The organism is Mesorhizobium sp. M1B.F.Ca.ET.045.04.1.1, assembly GCF_003952465.1.
Taxonomy (GTDB): Bacteria; Pseudomonadota; Alphaproteobacteria; order Rhizobiales; family Rhizobiaceae; genus Mesorhizobium; species Mesorhizobium shonense.
Map to the genome: position 1 here is coordinate 6,791,238 of NZ_CP034448.1, position 17,816 is coordinate 6,809,053.

The following is a 17,816-nucleotide window of genomic DNA, read 5'->3' on the forward strand; positions in this document are numbered from 1 at the left end:
CTTTGGACAACCATAGCTCGGACATGGTTGAATTCGGCCCACGTACACATGTTTTGGTTACCGGTGGCGCAGGCTTCGTTGGGTCGGCGCTGGCCGATTTGTTGCTTGCGCGCAATTGCAGGGTAACCGTTATCGACGATCTTTCGAACGGCTCGCTTCGAAATCTGCCCGACGGCGATCCCCGCTTGACAATCCGTACTTTCAGGGTCGGCGATCCGGCATACGATGCGGCGGTGCGCGAGGAGGTCGGCTTGGCCGACGCCGTGTTCCATCTGGCGAGCCCGATCGGGGTACAGCGTGCCCATAAGGAACGCTTCGCCGTCACCAGCGGCATTCTGGAGTCAGGCTGTTCGATCGTCGAGGCATGCCGACTGCACCGGCGGCCGCTTCTTTACACGTCGAGTTCGGAAGTTTACGGCTCCGGCCGCGATCGGCCAATCACCGAGTCCGATCCAGTTGTGACGGACCTGCGACCGCGATGGGGCTATGCCGCTGCCAAGGCGGCGGTTGAGCATCTGGTGGCTGGACTGTTTTTTGATTTGGGCATCCCTACTTGGATCGTTCGACCATTCAACATGGCCGGACCGCGCCAGCGCTCGGCGACCGGCCTTGTGTTGCCAGCATTTGTCAACGCGGCCTTGCGGGGCGAGCCGCTTGTGGTTCACGACGATGGCGAGCAGAGGCGGGCGTTCCTCCATGTTGCCGATGCCGCCGAAGGTTTGCTTCTGGTCATGCAGTGTCGCTCGTTGCGGGGCCGGCCGGTCAATCTCGGCGGCAGCGAGGCGGTGCAGATCGGAAACCTTGCAAAGATGGTGGTCGAGGCCACCCAGACGAACGCGCCGATCGTCATGAAACCTTCCAGTGCGGTCTATGGCGAGAAGTTCGCCGTAACATATGACCGCGTGCCGGACACAAGCCTTTTGACCACCATGACCGGCTGGCGTCCGCTGCGAGGCACAATGCAGACGATCCTCGACTGCATAGAGCATATGCGTGCCGAACGAGTTATCGCTTGACGCTCGGTCCATTGGTCCCGCTCATCGGGGCCCTGCTCGTAGCAGTTCCTTGCGTTTGGCTATTTGCGCGTCTAGCGACGCGCATCGGAGCTGTCTCTAAAGTCAAGAGTGACCGATGGCATACATCGGGCGAGGTTCCTCGACTTGCGGGGCCGGCCCTGCTGATCGCGATGTCGCCATGGCTTGCGCCCGGACAAATCTTCCTCCTCGCCATTTTCTGCCTGGTCGGCGCGCTCGATGACGTCCGATCCCTTTCCGCCGAAGCCAAGGCCGCGGCATTGGCCGTTGCGGCGATAGTTGCCGGCATCATCACGGGTGCGTGGTGGGTACCGATCGTCATTTGGACAGCCTGCAACGCGGTCAACATGCTGGATCATGCCGACGGCCTTGCCGCGAGCACAGTTGCGGCCGCCTTCCTTGGCCTTGGCGGCGAAGCTGGAATGGCGGGTGCGGGGGCCTGCGCCGGATTCCTCTGTTTCAACTACCCGCCTGCGCGTGTTTTCATGGGTGACAGCGGCAGCCTTCTGCTTGGTGCGGCAATCGTGCTTCTCGCGGCTGAGAAAGGTTTCGGTTCCTCGTTGGCCTGGATAGCAGTGCCATTGATCGATGCCGTATTCGTCGTTGTTCGCCGCATTCGGCAGGGACGGCGGCCCTGGATCGGTGGTACCGACCATCTTGGACACGCTTTGCTGCGGATGGGCGTCAGCAGCAGAGCTTTGCCGGCTCTTTACGGCGCGACGGCGCTTGCGATCGGCCTGGCATTTACCGTCTGGCAAAATCCATAGGGCTGCCGAATGAGCTTGAAAGTCTGATCCTCGATAGGTCGCAAGCAGCCCTGGCGAGTCCGCCGATTTGCATACCCATAACGCCACACCATGCCGATGGCTTTGATTCAGATTCACCGCTCGGCGGCGCAGCGCGCGCTCGGGCTCTCCTTGCACGCCGTCAATCCGTGCGTTATATACTGAACCATATGGTTCAGTATATAACGCCCCGCCTCGACGCCTCGTTCGCCGCGCTCTCGGACGCCACCCGACGCGGCGTTCTGGAGCAGCTCGGACGTGCGGACGCTTCGATCACTGACCTTGCCGTGAAGTTCAACATGACCCTCACGGGCATGAAGAAGCATGTCGGCGTCCTGGAGCAGGCGGGGCTCGTCACCACGGAGAAGGTCGGGCGCGTCCGGACCTGCAAGCTCGGCCTGCGCCGACTGGAGGAAGAGGCGGCATGGATCGAGAGGTACCGCCAGCTCTGGGACGCACGCTTCGACGAGTTGGACAAGGTTGTCGAGGAATTGAAACGGAAGGAGAGAGTCGATGGACGAAAGAAGAGATAGCAGGCCCACCCCCGTGAAGAACCGCACGACGGTGGAACGGAAGTCCGAGCGTGAGCTGGTCGTTACGCGAACCTTCGACGGCCCGGCGCGCATCGTGTTCGAGGCGTGGACCAAGTCCGAGCTGTTCATGCGGTGGTGGGCACCGAAGTCGATGGGCATGTTCCTGCGTTCCTGCGAGATGGATGTTCGTGTCGGGGGCAGGTACCGTTTGGTGTTCGGCCACGATGCCTCCAATCCTGACGAGTTCTTCGGTAGGTATATCGAAGTGACACCGCACTCGCGTCTCGTCTGGACCAATGACGAAGGTGGTGACGGTGGACCCGTCACCACGGTGACCTTCGAGGAAAAAGGTGGCAAGACGCTGCTGGTCATGCACGAGCTCTATCCCTCGAAGGAAGCTCTCGACGCAGCCGGCACCGGGGCGGCGGATGCGATGAGCGAGACGTTCGAGCAACTGGACGAGCTTCTCGTCACCCTTGGCGCGAGCAGGGGATGGTCATGAAGTCGTCGATCTCGCGATCGGCCGCCTGGCTCTTCACCACGAGCCGGCGAAGGACATCAAATCATTCCCACTCGATTGTTCTGAAGCATCATAATGCGTTGATCCATCGAGGAAAATCTTTCCGCCAACGACGAAGAACCATATCCCGGATCCGTCAGAAATTCTCGCTCTTGAATTCAAAGGAGAATTTAGGCGATCCGCGATCTGCTCGGTTTCAAAGACTATCGATATCGGTTGGTCTATTTTTCCTCGGAGTTCTCCGCAAAAGCGGCGTTTCCAGCCTGCCAAAGAGACCGTCAGCGGAAGTCAGTCGCCGTCAGTAGTGTGGGCCTCGCGCCGGTTGCGATACGGCGCAACATTCGCGGATTGAACGACGCCGCTTCAAGCGATCGCAGTTCGGCTTCCGACCGGATTACGGCAAGCGTCGCCGGCGACCTGCTGGGCGTCAGTCGCGCGATATGGACAGCCCAGCGAGAAGCGGAGCGTACGCGGAGAGCCTGCGGGATACGAACTCCGTGAAGAGCCGCACGCGCTTCGTCTTGCGTGTCTCCCCCTGTGTGAGAAGCCAGAGCGTTCCGTACATATGCAGGTCGGTGCCCGGCACCCTCACCAGTAGGGGGTCGGCATCGCCGACGAAGCACGGCAGTGTCGTGATCCCGAGCCCTTGCCGTACAGCAACGATCTGCGCCTCGCCGTCCGTGGTCCTGAATGGAACCCCCGTGGTGCGAACCTCGCCATCGCTGGCCCAATCCGGAATTCCATGGATGCTTATGACGATCCACCGGATGGGATCAGGCGCGCCCGCACGCCATGCGGCTAGTCGATCACTAGACATGTAGACGCCGCCGAACACCTCCGGCCCCTTCAGGCCGTGAAGATTGAGCGGCAAGGTTTTGCGGTCGTAGACGACGCGGATCGCGACGTCGGCCTCTCGGTTGGTCAGATTTGCCAGTTCGCCGGACGACACGATTTCCATCTCGATGTCCGGATGCAGACGCGCGAAATCGGCGAAGTCCGGCATGAGCAGGTGTGTCGCGAGGGGCGGCGCCAGCGTCACCCGCAGAAGCCCGCGCACGCTCTGGTCGCGTCCGAAGACGCGCGTCTCCAGCAGGTGCGACGACGCTTCCATCTGGTCCGCGAACTCGAGGACCTCCTCGCCCGCAGCCGTCAGGCGGTGGCCCGAAGGCAGCTTTTCGAACATGTGCACCCCGAGGCGTTTCTCGAGCTGGGCGATGCGTCGCAGCACGGTCGAGTGGTTCACACCGAGGCGGTCGGCGGCAGCCCGCACCGAGCCGCCGCGCGCGACGGCAAGAAAGTAGCGAACGTCATCCCAGTCGATCATGGTGCAATCCGGCACCGCGCGGTGCGCCTTCCAAAGCCCGAGTCCAACACCATCGAACATCCTCTCGAATGTGGGGTAGCACGGGCGCGTGATCACTGCCTACAAGCACGGTCCAAGTCCGAACGGCGGGCGCCGATCGCGGCTGGCGTCAGTCGTCCAGGCGGATCGATTTCGCACCACCGATGTGCGCACTTCCGCACTCAACGCCTGACGCCGGCGGACCCATCTCAAGGTTCCCGGGGACGTCCCCGGACGAGTCAAGGATGGAAACCTGAAGGAAGCATCGTGTCGCCAATGGGACCAGATGCTGTCCGACACGACGAAAGGACAAGTCATGGGAAAGCTTGAAGGTAAGGTTGCAGTCATCACGGGTGGATCGAGCGGCATGGCGCTGGCAAGCGCCAAGCGGTTCGTTGAAGAAGGCGCCTATGTTTTCATAACGGGCCGGAGGCAGGAGGCGCTCGACGAGGCCGTCAGGCTGATTGGCCGGAACGTGACCGGCGTGCGCGGCGACGCGGCCGATCTCGACGACCTCGACCGTCTATTCGACACGGTTAAGCGGGAAAAGGGCAAGATCGACGTCCTGTACGCCAGCGCCGGCACGGGCGAAGCCGTCCCACTGGGCGAAATTACCGAGCAGTATTTCGATGCGACCTTCGGGCTGAATACGCGCGGCACACTGTTCACGGTGCAAAAGGCGTTGCCGCTGTTCAACGATGGCGGATCGATCTTCATGACCGGATCAGTTGCTTCGGTGAAGGGTTTTCCTGGTTACAGCGTGTATGCGGCGAGCAAGGCGGCGTTGCACGCATTCGCACGCGGGTGGCTCAACGAGCTGAAGGGCTGGAATATCCGGGTGAACGTGCTGCACCCGGGGCCGATCGCAACACCGATGCAGGACCAAGTTCTCACCGAGGAGGCGAAGCGGATGTTCGAATCCCTGATCCCGCGGGGAAAGATGGGGCGTCCCGAGGAAATTGCGACGGCCGCGGTGTTTCTTGCTTCAGACGATTCGAGCTTCGTGAACGGGGTGGAGCTGTCTGTCGACGGCGGCTTCTCGGCCATCTGAAATCGCGCCGATCGCGGGAAGTGGCTGACCGTCCGGCCGCGCGGAACTCGTTCACGGCAGGCGTCCACGCGTCAATTCAGGAATTCGAACCGATGACGCGCATCGCTTGGGTGGCGGTCCGAAGATCTCGCGAAGGTCACCATGCAGCGAAACGGATAACCCGGCGCCGTTGAAGGCCGGGGAATCAATATCAACACGGATCGGAGAAGTATCATGAGCTATGCGATTGTAGGATTCGGTGCGGTAGGCCAAGCCCTCGCCCGGGCCTTCGCCCGTAAGAACATCAAGGTGGCCGTCGCGAGCCGCCGGCCTCCCGAGGCGTTGGCGCCGCAGGCTCGGGCGATTGGACCCACGGTCGTCGCCAAGTCGCTGCGGGATGCACTTGAGGCCGACACAATCATCTTGGCGGTCCCGTTCGGGGAGCATCGCGAGATTGCGAAGACCCTGCCGAGCTGGAAAGGCAAGACAGTCATTGACGCGACGAACGCGTTTCCAGTCCCTGAAGAGCTGGACGGTCTCCCGTCCTCCGCCTTTGTCGCGAAGGCGTTTACCGGCGCCAAGCTCGTGAAAGGGTTCAATCACTTGGTTGCGGCCACCCTGGCTACCGATCCGATCGTCGAGGGCGGCCACCGGGTCGTCTTTCTGTCGGGCGACGACGAGGACGCGACCGCTCCCGTGGCGGATTTGGCCAAACAACTCGGGTTCGCACCCGTCAAGCTGGGAAAGCTCAACGAGGGTGGCGCGCTGGTGCACGCACGCGGCCGCAGCTGGGGCCGGCTCATCTTCCAGGATTTGTTCAAGAAGGAGCAGTAATCGATGTACGATCGTGTGATTTGGCCTGCGAAGTACGATCCCAAAACGTCGGCCATCTATGCGCTCAACGACATCAACGCGAAGGCGCCCCCCGAAGTGGTATGGAGGCTGTTGGTCGACGCCGAGAACTGGTCGAGTTATTTCCCTCCCGAAGACCAGGTCAAGATCCTGAGCGGTGAAAGGGAGCTAGCGCGCGGGACCAAATACAGCCGGGTGACGGTTGGCTTCCCGATGAGCCTCGTCGTCACGGAGTGCGAGCCCTCACGCCGGCTTGCATGGGCGACGACTGTCAACGGCGATGAGACCGGCTCGAGTGCATACCATGGGTGGGTCATCACCCCCACCGATGATGGGTGCCACGTGTTGACGGAGGAAACCCAGCAGGGACCCTGGTTCCTCGAGGAGCTCGGACGAAAGCGTCCCGGAGCGCTTTATCGCTATCACCAGGAATGGGTCGAACGCCTCGCCCGCGCGGCGGAGGCGGAAGTAGTCAGGGAAGGCTAACCCATTTGTCCTGAAGCCGGGCGGCCCCGCCGCCCGGGCATCATTCGCAGTGAGCAGAGCGCCGGCCGTGCCGGCCAATATGGAATGACATGAATATCGACCTTAAAGGTAAGACGGCCATCGTCACCGGCTCAACGGCGGGTATCGGCCGCGCCACCGCGGAGGGCTTGGCCCGCGCCGGGGCATCGGTTGTTATCAGCGGCCGGGGGACCTCGCGAGTCGACGAGGCCGTGCGGCAAATTCGGCAGGCTGTCCCCGGGAGCGAGGTCGCCGGCGTTGCAGCAGACTTGGCGACCGTGGAGGGTGTCGGGGCCTTCATAGCGCAGGCGCCGGACGCCGATATCCTCGTGAACAACGTGGGTACGGCGCATATCCGGGATTACAATGGCATCGAGGACGTCGCGAAGATCCCCGACGAAGACTGGCTTGGCCTGTTCGAACTAAACGTCATGAGCGGCGTGCGGATGACGCGCCACTACCTGCCGCGCATGGTGAAGAAGAGTTGGGGCCGCGTCGTGTTCGTCAGCAGCGAGTCCGCGGTCAACATCCCCAAGGAGATGCTCGACTACGGCGTGACCAAGACCGCGCAACTCGCCGTCTCGCGCGGGCTTGCGGAGGCGGTCGCGGGCACGGGCGTCACCGTCAACGCTGTCCTGCCAGGACCAACGCGGTCCGAGATCCTAGGCGACTTCATGGCGAAGCAGGCCGAGGCGAACGGGATCACTCAGGAGCAGGCCGAACAAGGCTTCCTGAAGGCGATGCGTCCGACCACCCTCATTCAGCGTTTCGCGACCGCGGAAGAAGTGGCCAACATGATCATTTACGCCTGCTCGGACCAGGCTTCCGCGACGACCGGCGCCGCGCTGCGGGTGGACGGCGGCGTGGTCCGCTTCGTCGCCTAGCTACCAACAGCGCCGTAGACCTTCGGGGAGACGCGCAAAAGCCGTTATAGTGCTCGAACGAAGATTAAGCTCCCCCTGACGTCCGGTGGCGGCGTACCCCGCCGGTAAGGCGGTAGTTGATCGGATCGGTTGACACGGTCCGCTTCGGGGCCGCAAGCGGACTGACGGCTTTGGGATGGTTAGGCTAGAAAAGCGGACGGATGCTTCCGGAGTATCCCGGTCGTAGGCGCCCCGTCAGCGGCGCCGGAACCGACAGCGGTATCGGAGAGAGCCGGAAAGCTGGTATCAGACCTTGAAGACACCGGCATCCGCTTGTGCGTCGACGTCGGTGATCAGCATATGCCCTGGCGATACTGTGATCGATACCGCGAGCTCGGCACGAGCAAGCGCATCTTGCGCGGTCAGGCTGCTCGCCCAGAACACCGGGACCTCCCCTTCCATGATTTCGACCGCGTCGCCCCAGTCGGGAGCCATCAGATCCGCTATTCCGATTATCGATGGCTCGCCGACATGGATGGGCGAGCCGTGGGCACGCGGGAAGCGCGCTGTAAGGGCGCGAACCTTGTCGACATCGCTCAATCTTATCGGACGCATGGAGACGACCATCTCGCCGCCAAACGGTCCCGCGTCGCACGTCATGATCTTGGTTCGAAACTTGGGCAGGGCATTGCCGCGACCTCTGCTGCGCAGCTTGATCCCCTTTTCGATGAGGGCAGCTTCGACGGTAAGCGAACTGCCGAGGGCGAAGGCGGCAAAATCATCTCGCCATAGGTCGATGATATCTGTCTTCTGACGGATCATCTCGCCGAAATAATAAATGTTGTACTGGGGGGCATCGGTGCGGATATCGATATCACCCAGGGCCGGGAGCAATGGGCTGCCGGCACGGCTCACGCCCACCAAAGGACAGGGCTTGGGATTGCGCACGCAAAACTGATGGAAATCGCCGGCAAAGCGGCTGGGCACAATCACGACATTGGCCTGCAGCTTGCCGCGCGCAAGCCCGCCCGTGTGCCCCTCATAGACACCCGTTCTGACCAGCATACGCAGCTTATCCGCATCCACCAGCCGCAAATTGTCATAGAACAATGAAGTGGTCTGGCGAGCCATGGCTTCCTGAAGTATGCACGTTTCGCGGACGCATCGAAAGATGCGTAAGATCATCGGCAGGCTAGTCGCTTGTCAAATCGTCAGAATCTTTCCTCTTCGATAAATTGTGTTTATTGATTAGCCAACGAACGCCTTATTATTAGCATTTTAGCATAGACATACTGACTCTCACTGACAGTTTATGCAGCTGATCGCTTCTATCTGACGGCCTGCTTCCCACAGGAAACCGAGGTCACGGTTCATGTAGGAAAGCAGGAAAGCCGCGTAGAGGACAAAGACGAGGCTGAAGACCAGCGTCTTGACGACCAGCGAAAGCGCAAAAACATTGAGATGCGGCGAGGCGCGCGCCAGAAAGGCCAGCACGATGTCGGACAGGAGCAGGCTGATGATCAGCGGGAAAACGAGGGTCAGCGCCATCACCAGAATGCGGTCCAGCAGATCGAGGAAGATTCCGGCCGCGTCCTTGCTGAACACCGGCAGAAGTCGGTCGATCGGCCAGAGGCCATAGCTGTCGTAGAGGCCGGTCAGGGAAAGTTGCAGGCCGCCGGCTGCGAGGTAGATCGTGATCATGATGATGGCGAGGAAGGTGCCGGTAGCACCAGTCTCATGGGTCATCATCGGATCGATCAGCGTCCCCAGCGTGGAACCGCGCTGTAAATCCAGGATGTCGCCCGCCGCCTCCGCCGCCCAGAACGGTATGCCCATCGCCAGGCCGAGCGTCACCCCGACGACGACCTCCTTGAGCATATAGAGCACGATCATCGTCGTCGGGAGGTCGGTGCTCGTCAGCTTGTTCACGATCATCGGAAAGACCGGGACCGCCAGCGCCAGCGCCACGCCATTGCGCAGAAGCCCCGACAGCGGCACGCGCGAAAAGAGCGGCATCAGCAGCATGAACCCGGTCAGGCGAGCGAGCGCGAAAGCGCCTGCCAGGAGGTAGAACTGAAGCTCCTTGACCGAGGTGAAGAGTGGTTCGACCGGCATCCGCGTGCCTCAACGCGTGACGACGGGGAATTCGTCCAATGCTGTCGAGGCCTGCTGCGCGATCTGCTGGCCAAGCAGCGGACCGAAGACCATGATGACGAGCAGGATCACGACGAGCTTGATGGTCTGCGGCAGCGACTGGTCCTGGATCTGCGTCAGCGCCTGGGCAAGTCCGACGAGGATGCCGACGGCCAGCGCCGCGATGATCGCCGGGCTGGACGCTAGCAAAACCGTCAGAAGCGCGCCTTGGACCTTCGCCAGGATGAAGTCGTTGCTCATGCAAAACCTCCAGCGGCGTCAGCCGTAGCTCAGGATGAGGCCGTGCATCAGCCGCGACCAGCCGTCTATGGCGACGAAAAGGAACAGTTTCAGCGGGATCGAAATGAGGACCGGCGAAACCATGATCATGCCAAGCGTCATCAGGACGTTCGCAACGACGATATCGATGATCAGGAAAGGCAGATAAAGCAGGAAGCCGATCTCGAAGGCGCGGGTAAGCTCGGATGCGACAAAGGCAGGGACAAGTATCGAGAGATCGTCGTCCTTGAGATTCTGCCGGGCCTGTTCCGGCCACAGGCGGTTCGTTCCGTCGAGAAAGAACTGCCGCTCCTGCGGCTGGGTGAATTTCATGAGGTGGCGCTGCAAGGGTTCCCTGGCCAGTTGCGCCGCCCTGGCGAGGTCATCGGTGGTCTGGAACTGGACCTGCCCTTCCTGAAGCCGGGCCGACATTTCGCTCAGCAAAGGCGTGGTGACATAGACCGTCAGCACGAGCGCTATGCCATAGAGTACCAGATTGGGCGGCATCTGCTGAACGCCAAGCGCGTTGCGGATCAGAAACAGCACGACCGAAATCTTCAGGAAGCCCGTCATCGTGACGACCGCCAGCGGCAGCAATCCGACCACGCCGACGGCGATCAGAATCCCAAGCAGGTTGGGCGAATTCTCAAGCATTATCGAACATGCGAACGATCCGCACGCCCATGCTTTCTCCGATCCGCACGATCTCACCACGACCGACACGCCTGCCGTTGGCGAGGATGTCGACAGTCGCCCCGGCTACATCGGCGAGCGGAACGATAGCGCCGGGCGCAAGCTGCCTCACTTCTCCGAGCGGCATTGCGGTGCGGCCGACCTCGAAGGCAAGCGCGATCGACAGCTCGTCGATCGTTGACTCTTCCAGGGCCTGCACGGCCGGCTGCTGCTCGGTCTGGTTCATGGTCCACTCCCAATTCGATCCAGCGATTGCGGTCGGCGCGGCAAGCAATTGCGGGCCGTCGGCCATCAGGGCCACCGGCGCATAAAGGCGCTCGGCAATGACGAGCGCCGCCATGCGTTCCTCCACCGCATCGCTGAGAAGCACCACATCGTCAGTCTGCAGGCTTTGAAGCTCGCCAAGGGTGAGCCTAAGCGGGCCGCGCCGAAGGCAGACCGGCAGCGGAATTTCGTCGGGGACCGGCGCCCTGGTCTTGCCGAGCTCGTCGAGAAAGCGACCGATCCGCACCGCCAGAGCGGCATTATCCGCGGTCAAGACGCAGCCTATCGTTTCATCCTTACCCGTCAGGACAAAAGCGAACGGAGTTTCGCCGGAAATTGCATCTTCCGGCGCGACGGAGATGATCGCGATCCGCTCATCCAGCTTGCCCTCGATCCACGCGAGATCATCTTCGAACGCGGCCTCTAGCAGAAGCGCAGCATGAGCCGGCGCCAGCCGTTTGATATCGACCGATCCGTCGACCCTGGCGAGGCCCCGCTCGACAACGGAAAGCGGCAGGCGCAATTGTGCGGCCATATCCCCGACGGCGAACCCGATCGAGCATTGCGGCTGGTCCGCAGGGCCGGGCGCCGGCCAGATGGCTGCGATCGCCATGGCCTTCTGCGCAATCGTGATCTGCGCGGCGTTGCGGCGACGGTAGAAGGCGTTCAACGCCCCAACATCCACGGGCGCGACAATTTCCAGCGTCAGCCGTTCTCCAACGCTTGCACGTGCGGCGGTCCGTTTCGCCGGTTTTACCCGCGCTTTCCTTTTCGCCGGCGCGACGTCTTGAGGCATCACATTCATATCGATCACGGATTGGGCTATCGTTGCGCGGGCAGTCGCGACCGGCCGCGCTCCTCTTCCTCGGACAGCTCGGCCAGGGCCAGGCGACGACTCACGTTGCGTCTGGCCAGTTGCTCCGACAGCCTGTCCAGCTTGGTTACAGCCTTCATGCTCGCGCGGTGATCGTTGCGAGCCACCGACAACTCGGCATGTCGTCGCTGCTCGGCGAGCGCCGCAGTCTTCGCGCTTTCCCGCAACTCATCGGTTTTTCTCGCGGCGCCCTCGAACCGTCCCTGGAGCCGATGGAGGCTGGCAGCCTTTACCGGCTGGCCAACGAGCGCGCCGAAGGCCGCATCTTCGGCGTCGAGCATACGCTCGAGATGATCCGTCACCGCGGCGGCGGCCTCCTGGCCTTGCCTTGCCGCCCGCTGCGCCGCCGCGTGCCTTCTGATCACATCTTGCCTGGCGCGCTCTTCACGGCGGCTTCTGAGGTCGCGCAATCGGGCGATCATGTCAGGCTCCTTCATCCGACGATCTCCCGCATCAATTGGCGAGTCTTCTCGATGCTCTCGTGCATGGCGGACGGCTGACGCAGGAAGGCGTTGATGGCGTCGTTCTTCGCCACCGCCTCGTCCGCCACGGCATCGCTGCCCTTTTCATACTCACCGACACGCAAGAGAAGTTCGATGTCGGCATAGCGGGCGAGCAATTCGCGCAGACGGCCGGCGTCGGCCCGATGCGTGGACGGCACGACGGCATCCATCAGACGGCTTCTGCTGCGCAGGACGTCGATGGCAGGGAAATGGTTCCGCTGCGCAAGTTCGTTCGACAGGAAGACATGGCCATCGAGCAGCGCCTGAATTTCCTCGGCGACCGGATCCAGCGTGCCATCGCCTTCCAGAAGGACGCTGTAGAGGCTTGTGATGGACCCGACGCGACCGGGCCCGGAGCGCTCGAGCAGGCGCGGCAGCACCGCGAACAGCGACGACGGAAAACCGCGCCGCGTCGGCGGCTCGCCCGAGGCCAGGCCGATTTCACGCTGCGCGCGGGCAAACCGCGTTATGTTGTCCATCGCAAGCAGCACATGCTTGCCCTGGTCGCGAAAAAATTCGGCAATGCTGGTCGCCACATAAGCGGCCTTGACGCGCTCGATGGCGGGCCGGTCCGACGTCGCGACGACGACGATCGCCCGCTGACGCCCTTCCGGTCCAAGCTGGTGTTCGAAGAATTCGCGCACCTCGCGCCCGCGCTCGCCGACGAGGGCAACCACGGCGACATCGGCGTCGGTGCCGCTGACGATATCGGAAAGCAGGATCGACTTGCCGACACCGGGCTCGCCGAAGATGCCGACGCGCTGCCCGCGCGCGCAGGTGAGCAACCCATCAAGGACGCGGATCCCAAGCTGGATCGGCTCGGAAATCAGGCTGCGCTCCAGCGGGGATGGCGGATAGGCATTGACGGGATAGCTGCCGACAATGCCTTCCGCCGAAAGCGGCTTGCCATCCAATGGTTCTCCGAAAGCGCTGATCACGCGGCCCAGAAGGCCGGGACCGACGGGCACCAGTTGGTCCTTTCCGGTCGCAACGACCTCGGTCAGGCTTGAAAGGCCGGCCAGATCGCCTAACGGAACAAGGATCGCCATCTCATCCATGAGCCCGACGACTTCCGCCTTGGTCGTCCTGCCGGTTTTGGGGTCGACTAGCTCGCATATCTCGCCGATCCGGGCTTCTTCGACGGTTGCGTGGATGACCGTCCCGATCAACCGCCGCACACGCCCTTTCCGAGGGCGGCTGGAATCGTCGCGCAGGCCGGAGCGGAGATTTGGAATGATGGACGCCAGACGGCCTTCGATATCGATGGCTAGACCTGTCATGCCGGCGCCTCGGCCTTCGACGAGATTGCGGTGGCGATGGCATCGAGCTGAGCGTCAATGCTGGCGTCAATGACGGCGACATCGGTCGAGAGTATGCAAGCAGCCGGCGCCAGCGCATCGTCGACATCGATTTCGACCGTCATGCCCAGATCACTCTTGCGCAAGGCCGCGTCCAGCTCTTCGCGAACCCGGTCCACAGATGCGGGATGGATGCGGACCTTCAGATATTTGGCCCGGCGAATATCGGTCACCGCCTGTCCTGCTGCCTTGGCGACAAGCGTGCCGACGTCGAATTCTCCCAGAATCCGCCTGACGACATCGAGGGCGAGACTGGTGACTTCGGCTTCCAACCCGCCAAGATAGCGATCCACCTTGACCGCCGTTTCGCTTATCAGCCGGGCGGCATCGGCATCGCCTTGCGCCTTGCCGTCTTCGTAGCCCTGCGCGTATTCGGCCGCATAGGCTCGCCGGGCGGCGTCGCGCATCTGCTGGGCATCACGCCTCGCCCCATCGAGAAATGCATAGCCATCCTGCCAGGCGCGCGCCTCGGCGGCGCGCAGAATGCGGGCGTAAGGCCGCCTTGGCATATCGTTGGTCGCAGTGTCCGGTTCGACCATCACGTCAACCCCATCGCGCGCCGGACGATCGCCGGACCGCACTCGACGAACGGCTTGGCCGTCCGGTCGACGAATTCATGCGGCATGAGCTTGAGGCGAACGCGCATGCCCGTTTCGCCAGGCATTGCCTGACACCACCCGCCAAGGCAGCTCAGGCCATCGGCATAGACACGATGGCGGATATCTTCCAAGGGCTCCGACGGCCGCACTGGACCGGCCAGGTCACGGTTGGCGACTGCGAAAGTACAGAGATCCGCGCCGAGCGCCGCCTGCAGCGCATCGGCCTCGCGTCCGTCAATGACGGCGGCAAGACTGCCGGCCCAGTAGATTGCTCCCGAGCGAAGCGCGAGGTCCTCCAGTTCCTCGCCCGAAGACAGGGCGATCGCCCGATCCACTTCGTCGGACGGTTCATCGACCGCGCAAGAGAGGCGGTAACGCTCCAGCAGAAGCTTCGACAACCGCTCATGCAGGCGTTGCGACTGCAGCATGCGATGGCACGCGGCTTCGCCGATCGCGCCGTCAAAGCAGTCCGAGAGCCGGGCCGCGTCCGCATAGGATGCGGGGCCGGAGACGAATGCCTGCCACTGCGGGCTGGCGGCTTGCTCCGAGCGGGCGCGGATCATGTCTTCTTCACAGCTATTGCGGAAGCGTCGAGGGCATAGACACCGAGTCGTCGGTACCACTGCAGGTAGGCCAACCGCGCAGCCAGCGCGACTATCGCCGCCGCCATGCCGTAGAACAGCCACATAGCGGCCGCCACGCTGTCCGGATGCAGCCAGAGGCCAAGGAAGGTTGTAAACCCTGCCTCGGATTCCTGCTCCGGGGCTGTCGTGGCGACCGGAATGAGCGTGACGGAGACGTTGTCATAGGTCAGCCCGGCGATACCCTTGGCCACCAGCATCTTGACCTGTGGGATCAACGCATTCATCGGCACGGATGCCCGATGCCGGATGAAGACGGAGGCGGATGACGGCACCAGCTGCTGTCTCAGCGGATCGTTTTCGGGCAGAACGAGATGAACGCGCGCGGAAAGCACGCCGTCGATGTCCGAGATCGTCTGCGAAAGCTCCTGGCTTAGGCCATAGATCATCGTCGCCCGCTCTTCCACCGGCGAGGACACAAGCCCGCCCCTCTTGAACACCTCGCCGAGCGACTGGAATTCCTGTTTGGGCAAACCGCTTTCGTCGAGGATAGCCATGGCTTCGGCAAAACGGCCCTTCTGTACCGAAACCGTCATCTTGCCGTCCTTGCTGGCCTCGCGTTGGGCCGGAATCCCATGACGCATCAGCGTGGCCACGATCTCGTTGGCCTGCCGTTGATCGAGGTTGGAATAGAGCTCCACCGAGCAGGCCTGGAGCATAAGCATGCCCACGACAACAAGCGCGACGCGGCACCCGGCGACGCATCGACTGAACAGCGCTGACCGCCGAGGCAGGATCAATTCGGGCACGAACACTCCGCAGCGCCTATTGTTGCTTGATCAGCGTGCTGGTGGACGAAGTCACAGCCTTCACGCTGCTCGTCACGACTTCGAGATTGGCTGCCGCCCACATCACCGAAATGGACCGTTCGAGCAGTTGCTCGGCATTCTTTGCCGGAGCATTTTCGGCTTCTTTGCCTGACGGTGCGGCATCCTGCGTGGCGGCCGTTTCAGCGTGCGCCGGCGTGTTCGCCCTGCCGAGCGCCTTCTGGACCTGCTGCATGGTTCCTTCCAGCGACTGAACAGCGGAGCCGAACAGGGCCGAGGGATCCGCGACCGTTCCCCCTCCGGACTTCTCCACCTCGGCCAGATAGTCGAAGAGTTTGCGCTCGACGATCGGCTCGGTCTTTTCCGATTTGGGAGACTGGCCGGCCATTGCCGGATTGGCTCCGGACGATGCCTGCGCCACTTGCTGGCCTGCGCGTGTGGCGACATCGCCGCGCTCGGGCGCGTTGGGCCGCGCGGCTTCGTGCTCGTCCTGCTTGGCGCCTGCCATTCGGTTGCCCGGCTGCGCCGCCGCGCCGGCGTTGATCTGCTGCTGCGAGCCTATGCTGGTGGTCAAGTTTGCCAGCGTGGCCTCCAGGGCTCCAATCGGCGCGATCTGCATGAAGCTGCCCTCCTATTCCTTAATCGGTTTTGCGGAGGGGACATTTTGCGCCTCCGCCTGCCTTCCGCGAAAAACGCGGACCGAAGCAACCTTGCCCGCTTCCTGCTTGGCGCCCTGTGCGGCCGGAACTCCGAGCGTCTTCCTGACGAGTTCGATATAGGACGGCGGCCCCGATACCGAGACGACGTCGTCCTGCCTGGAAACCTTCACCGGAAACTTCGGATCGAGGACGCCCAGTCGCGAAAGCCGATCTTCCGCGTCGGCAGCCGTATTGGCGTCAAGCGGGATCATCTCCGTCTGGACCTCCGCTTCGGTCGCGACGTTCATGACGATACCGTCGAAATGCCAGACTAGGCCGTATCGATTGCAAATCTCTTCGAGAAACTCACGGGCCGTTCCAACGGGCATGCCGTCGCTCAGGCGCCCCTTTACAAGCTTGCTGACGCGCATGGGCACCCGCATGTTGCGGCCAAGCTCGACAAGCGCATCCGTCACCGACTGATCGATGGTGATGTATTTGTAGGGACCGGGAGGCCAGCGCGGCTCGGCGGCATTGGCCGGCGAAGCAGCAAGGCCGAACATCAGAATCACCGCGATGCCGCCGGCCACGAAGACAGCGTTGGCTTTCGACAACTGGTGCACATGGCAGGTACCGCGTGCCGTCAACATTGGGTCCTATCGCAGGGGCGCGGAGCAATAGCCCGCGTCGCCCGTGTCATGGTTTACCCGCCGAGTTCATCCTATCGCGCGCGTTGCCAAATTGGAAGTCCAATTGGATTGCAGATGTGTAGTTGGTTCCAAATGTTGCGAACGGTGAGCAAAGCGATATGGTGCGCATGGAATCAGGCAGAAGCGGTTCTTGGTCGCCGGCTCCATGCTCGAATATGAAAGGGATCGGCCTGGGTGGCGGCACAGAAGTACCTTCTCTCGAGCTTAAATGATCCTGCCGGCACTGGGCGCTGGATCCTGGCCGGTTCGCGTCTCGTGAGGGGCTTGGGTAATTCGGTTCTGGTCGCGGCCACGTTGACTGCCGCCATGACGCCGGCGCAGGGTCAATCGAATAGCGGCTATGACCCGCGAAGCTGGAGCTACGATCAAGCCCGAAATGTGCTGGTCTCGCCATCCGCTCCCGACCGGGCTGCTGGTGGAGAAATGCGGCCTGCGTGGTCGGCAATCGCTAGGGAGATCGTTGATTTCGGTGAGGCTCAACCGGAGGGATCAATTGTGATCGACACCACGGAGCGACGCCTTTACTACATTCTGGGGGACGGCAAGGCCCTGCGATATGCGGTGGGCGTCGGAAAGGAGGGGCTCGAGTGGTCCGGTCGCGACACAATTTCGAGCAAGAAGGACTGGCCGGATTGGCGGCCGCCGGCCGAAATGCGCTCCAGGGAAGCGTCGAAAGGCCGCTTCCTGCCCGCTCTTGTCGCGGGAGGGCCGAACAACCCGTTGGGCGCGCGTGCGCTTTACATCGGCAACACGCTTTATCGCGTTCATGGCACCAATCAGCCATGGACCGTCGGACAGGCCAACTCCTCCGGTTGCATCAGAATGACCAATGACGACGTAATCGACCTATATGACCGAGTGAAGATCGGCGCCCAGATTATTGTCCGGCATTGA

The 17,816-nt window shown here is 62.4% G+C and carries 22 protein-coding genes; 9 read left to right on the forward strand and 13 right to left on the reverse strand.

From position 1 onward, the window contains the following. Positions 1-2 precede the first annotated feature (2 nt). The 4 genes from EJ071_RS33690 (at position 3) to EJ071_RS33705 (ending at position 2,854) form a co-directional block, all read left to right on the forward strand. Positions 3-1,016: an NAD-dependent epimerase/dehydratase family protein gene (locus EJ071_RS33690; RefSeq protein ID WP_126101722.1), complete on the forward strand. Its 1,014-nt coding sequence runs from the start codon at positions 3-5 to the stop codon at positions 1,014-1,016. Next, positions 1,013-1,801, forward strand: coding sequence for an MraY family glycosyltransferase (locus EJ071_RS33695; RefSeq protein WP_245460064.1), 789 nt, complete (start codon positions 1,013-1,015; stop codon positions 1,799-1,801). The genes EJ071_RS33690 and EJ071_RS33695 overlap by 4 nt, the downstream gene beginning before the upstream one ends. Positions 1,802-1,989: 188 nt before the next feature. Further along, positions 1,990-2,352: a metalloregulator ArsR/SmtB family transcription factor gene (locus EJ071_RS33700; RefSeq protein WP_126102828.1), complete on the forward strand. Its 363-nt coding sequence runs from the start codon at positions 1,990-1,992 to the stop codon at positions 2,350-2,352. Then, positions 2,333-2,854 (forward strand): SRPBCC domain-containing protein, encoded by a 522-nt coding sequence (locus tag EJ071_RS33705; RefSeq protein WP_126101723.1) that lies wholly within the window; start codon positions 2,333-2,335, stop codon positions 2,852-2,854. Before EJ071_RS33700 ends, EJ071_RS33705 begins: the two co-directional genes overlap by 20 nt. A gap of 445 nt (positions 2,855-3,299) precedes the next feature. Here EJ071_RS33705 and EJ071_RS33710 read toward each other — a convergent pair whose 3' ends face one another. Further along, positions 3,300-4,196, reverse strand: a complete 897-nt coding sequence (locus EJ071_RS33710; RefSeq protein ID WP_126101724.1) for a LysR family transcriptional regulator — start codon at positions 4,194-4,196, stop codon at positions 3,300-3,302. 334 nt (positions 4,197-4,530) lie between these two features. Here EJ071_RS33710 and EJ071_RS33715 point away from each other — a divergent pair, with 334 nt between their 5' ends. The 4 genes from EJ071_RS33715 to EJ071_RS33730 all read left to right on the forward strand — a co-directional run bounded on the left by EJ071_RS33715 (position 4,531) and on the right by EJ071_RS33730 (position 7,484). After that, positions 4,531-5,265, forward strand: a complete 735-nt coding sequence (locus tag EJ071_RS33715) for an SDR family oxidoreductase (protein WP_126101725.1) — start codon at positions 4,531-4,533, stop codon at positions 5,263-5,265. Positions 5,266-5,478: 213 nt separating this feature from the next. After that, positions 5,479-6,078, forward strand: coding sequence for an NADPH-dependent F420 reductase (locus EJ071_RS33720; protein WP_126101726.1), 600 nt, complete (start codon positions 5,479-5,481; stop codon positions 6,076-6,078). 3 nt (positions 6,079-6,081) lie between these two features. Beyond that, positions 6,082-6,582, forward strand: a complete 501-nt coding sequence (locus tag EJ071_RS33725) for an SRPBCC domain-containing protein (protein ID WP_126101727.1) — start codon at positions 6,082-6,084, stop codon at positions 6,580-6,582. A gap of 89 nt (positions 6,583-6,671) precedes the next feature. Next, entirely contained in the window at positions 6,672-7,484 is an 813-nt protein-coding gene (locus EJ071_RS33730) for an SDR family oxidoreductase (protein WP_126101728.1), read from the forward strand. 285 nt (positions 7,485-7,769) lie between these two features. Here the strand turns inward: EJ071_RS33730 and EJ071_RS33735 are convergent, their stop codons facing one another. From EJ071_RS33735 to EJ071_RS33790, 12 genes are all read right to left on the reverse strand, one after another. Then, on the reverse strand, positions 7,770-8,594 hold the full coding sequence (locus EJ071_RS33735; RefSeq protein WP_126101729.1) for a DUF1445 domain-containing protein: 825 nt from the start codon (positions 8,592-8,594) through the stop codon (positions 7,770-7,772). 168 nt (positions 8,595-8,762) lie between these two features. Further along, a complete protein-coding gene (gene sctT / locus EJ071_RS33740; RefSeq protein ID WP_126101730.1) occupies positions 8,763-9,578 on the reverse strand; it encodes a type III secretion system export apparatus subunit SctT in 816 nt (271 codons plus the stop codon). 9 nt (positions 9,579-9,587) lie between these two features. Beyond that, positions 9,588-9,857: a flagellar biosynthetic protein FliQ gene (locus tag EJ071_RS33745; protein ID WP_126085461.1), complete on the reverse strand. Its 270-nt coding sequence runs from the start codon at positions 9,855-9,857 to the stop codon at positions 9,588-9,590. Positions 9,858-9,875: 18 nt separating this feature from the next. Then, on the reverse strand, positions 9,876-10,529 hold the full coding sequence (sctR, locus tag EJ071_RS33750; protein WP_126101731.1) for a type III secretion system export apparatus subunit SctR: 654 nt from the start codon (positions 10,527-10,529) through the stop codon (positions 9,876-9,878). Further along, positions 10,522-11,502: a type III secretion system cytoplasmic ring protein SctQ gene (gene sctQ / locus EJ071_RS33755; protein WP_189521328.1), complete on the reverse strand. Its 981-nt coding sequence runs from the start codon at positions 11,500-11,502 to the stop codon at positions 10,522-10,524. The genes sctR and sctQ overlap by 8 nt, the downstream gene beginning before the upstream one ends. 152 nt (positions 11,503-11,654) lie before the next feature. Further along, entirely contained in the window at positions 11,655-12,143 is a 489-nt protein-coding gene (locus EJ071_RS33760) for a hypothetical protein (protein ID WP_126101733.1), read from the reverse strand. Beyond that, positions 12,140-13,489, reverse strand: a complete 1,350-nt coding sequence (locus EJ071_RS33765; RefSeq protein WP_126101734.1) for a FliI/YscN family ATPase — start codon at positions 13,487-13,489, stop codon at positions 12,140-12,142. Before EJ071_RS33765 ends, EJ071_RS33760 begins: the two co-directional genes overlap by 4 nt. Continuing rightward, a complete protein-coding gene (gene sctL / locus EJ071_RS33770) occupies positions 13,486-14,106 on the reverse strand; it encodes a type III secretion system stator protein SctL (RefSeq protein WP_126101735.1) in 621 nt (206 codons plus the stop codon). Before sctL ends, EJ071_RS33765 begins: the two co-directional genes overlap by 4 nt. Beyond that, entirely contained in the window at positions 14,106-14,729 is a 624-nt protein-coding gene (locus tag EJ071_RS33775; protein ID WP_126101736.1) for a SctK family type III secretion system sorting platform protein, read from the reverse strand. Before EJ071_RS33775 ends, sctL begins: the two co-directional genes overlap by 1 nt. Beyond that, a complete protein-coding gene (gene sctJ, locus EJ071_RS33780) occupies positions 14,726-15,466 on the reverse strand; it encodes a type III secretion inner membrane ring lipoprotein SctJ (RefSeq protein WP_245460065.1) in 741 nt (246 codons plus the stop codon). Before sctJ ends, EJ071_RS33775 begins: the two co-directional genes overlap by 4 nt. A 106-nt stretch (positions 15,467-15,572) precedes the next feature. Continuing rightward, positions 15,573-16,193, reverse strand: a complete 621-nt coding sequence (locus tag EJ071_RS33785) for a hypothetical protein (protein ID WP_126101737.1) — start codon at positions 16,191-16,193, stop codon at positions 15,573-15,575. Positions 16,194-16,205: 12 nt separating this feature from the next. Beyond that, positions 16,206-16,862 (reverse strand): type III secretion protein, encoded by a 657-nt coding sequence (locus EJ071_RS33790; protein WP_245460066.1) that lies wholly within the window; start codon positions 16,860-16,862, stop codon positions 16,206-16,208. Between the two features lie 234 nt (positions 16,863-17,096). On the opposite strand from EJ071_RS33790, the gene EJ071_RS33795 reads away from it, so the two are divergent. Beyond that, positions 17,097-17,816 (forward strand): L,D-transpeptidase, encoded by a 720-nt coding sequence (locus EJ071_RS33795; RefSeq protein WP_245460067.1) that lies wholly within the window; start codon positions 17,097-17,099, stop codon positions 17,814-17,816.

Bases quoted from the DNA above. Each gene is read 5' to 3' on its own strand.
- EJ071_RS33700 (WP_126102828.1), top strand. From the start codon at position 1,990: ATGGTTCAGTATATAACGCCCCGCCTCGACGCCTCGTTCGCCGCGCTC.
- EJ071_RS33705 (WP_126101723.1), top strand. From the start codon at position 2,333: ATGGACGAAAGAAGAGATAGCAGGCCCACCCCCGTGAAGAACCGCACG.
- EJ071_RS33710 (WP_126101724.1), bottom strand. From the start codon at position 4,196: ATGATCGACTGGGATGACGTTCGCTACTTTCTTGCCGTCGCGCGCGGC.
- EJ071_RS33715 (WP_126101725.1), top strand. From the start codon at position 4,531: ATGGGAAAGCTTGAAGGTAAGGTTGCAGTCATCACGGGTGGATCGAGC.
- EJ071_RS33720 (WP_126101726.1), top strand. From the start codon at position 5,479: ATGAGCTATGCGATTGTAGGATTCGGTGCGGTAGGCCAAGCCCTCGCC.
- EJ071_RS33725 (WP_126101727.1), top strand. From the start codon at position 6,082: ATGTACGATCGTGTGATTTGGCCTGCGAAGTACGATCCCAAAACGTCG.
- EJ071_RS33730 (WP_126101728.1), top strand. From the start codon at position 6,672: ATGAATATCGACCTTAAAGGTAAGACGGCCATCGTCACCGGCTCAACG.
- EJ071_RS33735 (WP_126101729.1), bottom strand. From the start codon at position 8,594: ATGGCTCGCCAGACCACTTCATTGTTCTATGACAATTTGCGGCTGGTG.
- sctT (WP_126101730.1), bottom strand. From the start codon at position 9,578: ATGCCGGTCGAACCACTCTTCACCTCGGTCAAGGAGCTTCAGTTCTAC.
- EJ071_RS33745 (WP_126085461.1), bottom strand. From the start codon at position 9,857: ATGAGCAACGACTTCATCCTGGCGAAGGTCCAAGGCGCGCTTCTGACG.
- sctR (WP_126101731.1), bottom strand. From the start codon at position 10,529: ATGCTTGAGAATTCGCCCAACCTGCTTGGGATTCTGATCGCCGTCGGC.
- EJ071_RS33760 (WP_126101733.1), bottom strand. From the start codon at position 12,143: ATGAAGGAGCCTGACATGATCGCCCGATTGCGCGACCTCAGAAGCCGC.
- EJ071_RS33765 (WP_126101734.1), bottom strand. From the start codon at position 13,489: ATGACAGGTCTAGCCATCGATATCGAAGGCCGTCTGGCGTCCATCATT.
- sctL (WP_126101735.1), bottom strand. From the start codon at position 14,106: ATGGTCGAACCGGACACTGCGACCAACGATATGCCAAGGCGGCCTTAC.
- EJ071_RS33775 (WP_126101736.1), bottom strand. From the start codon at position 14,729: ATGATCCGCGCCCGCTCGGAGCAAGCCGCCAGCCCGCAGTGGCAGGCA.
- sctJ (WP_245460065.1), bottom strand. From the start codon at position 15,466: ATGCTCCAGGCCTGCTCGGTGGAGCTCTATTCCAACCTCGATCAACGG.
- EJ071_RS33785 (WP_126101737.1), bottom strand. From the start codon at position 16,193: ATGCAGATCGCGCCGATTGGAGCCCTGGAGGCCACGCTGGCAAACTTG.
- EJ071_RS33790 (WP_245460066.1), bottom strand. From the start codon at position 16,862: ATGTTGACGGCACGCGGTACCTGCCATGTGCACCAGTTGTCGAAAGCC.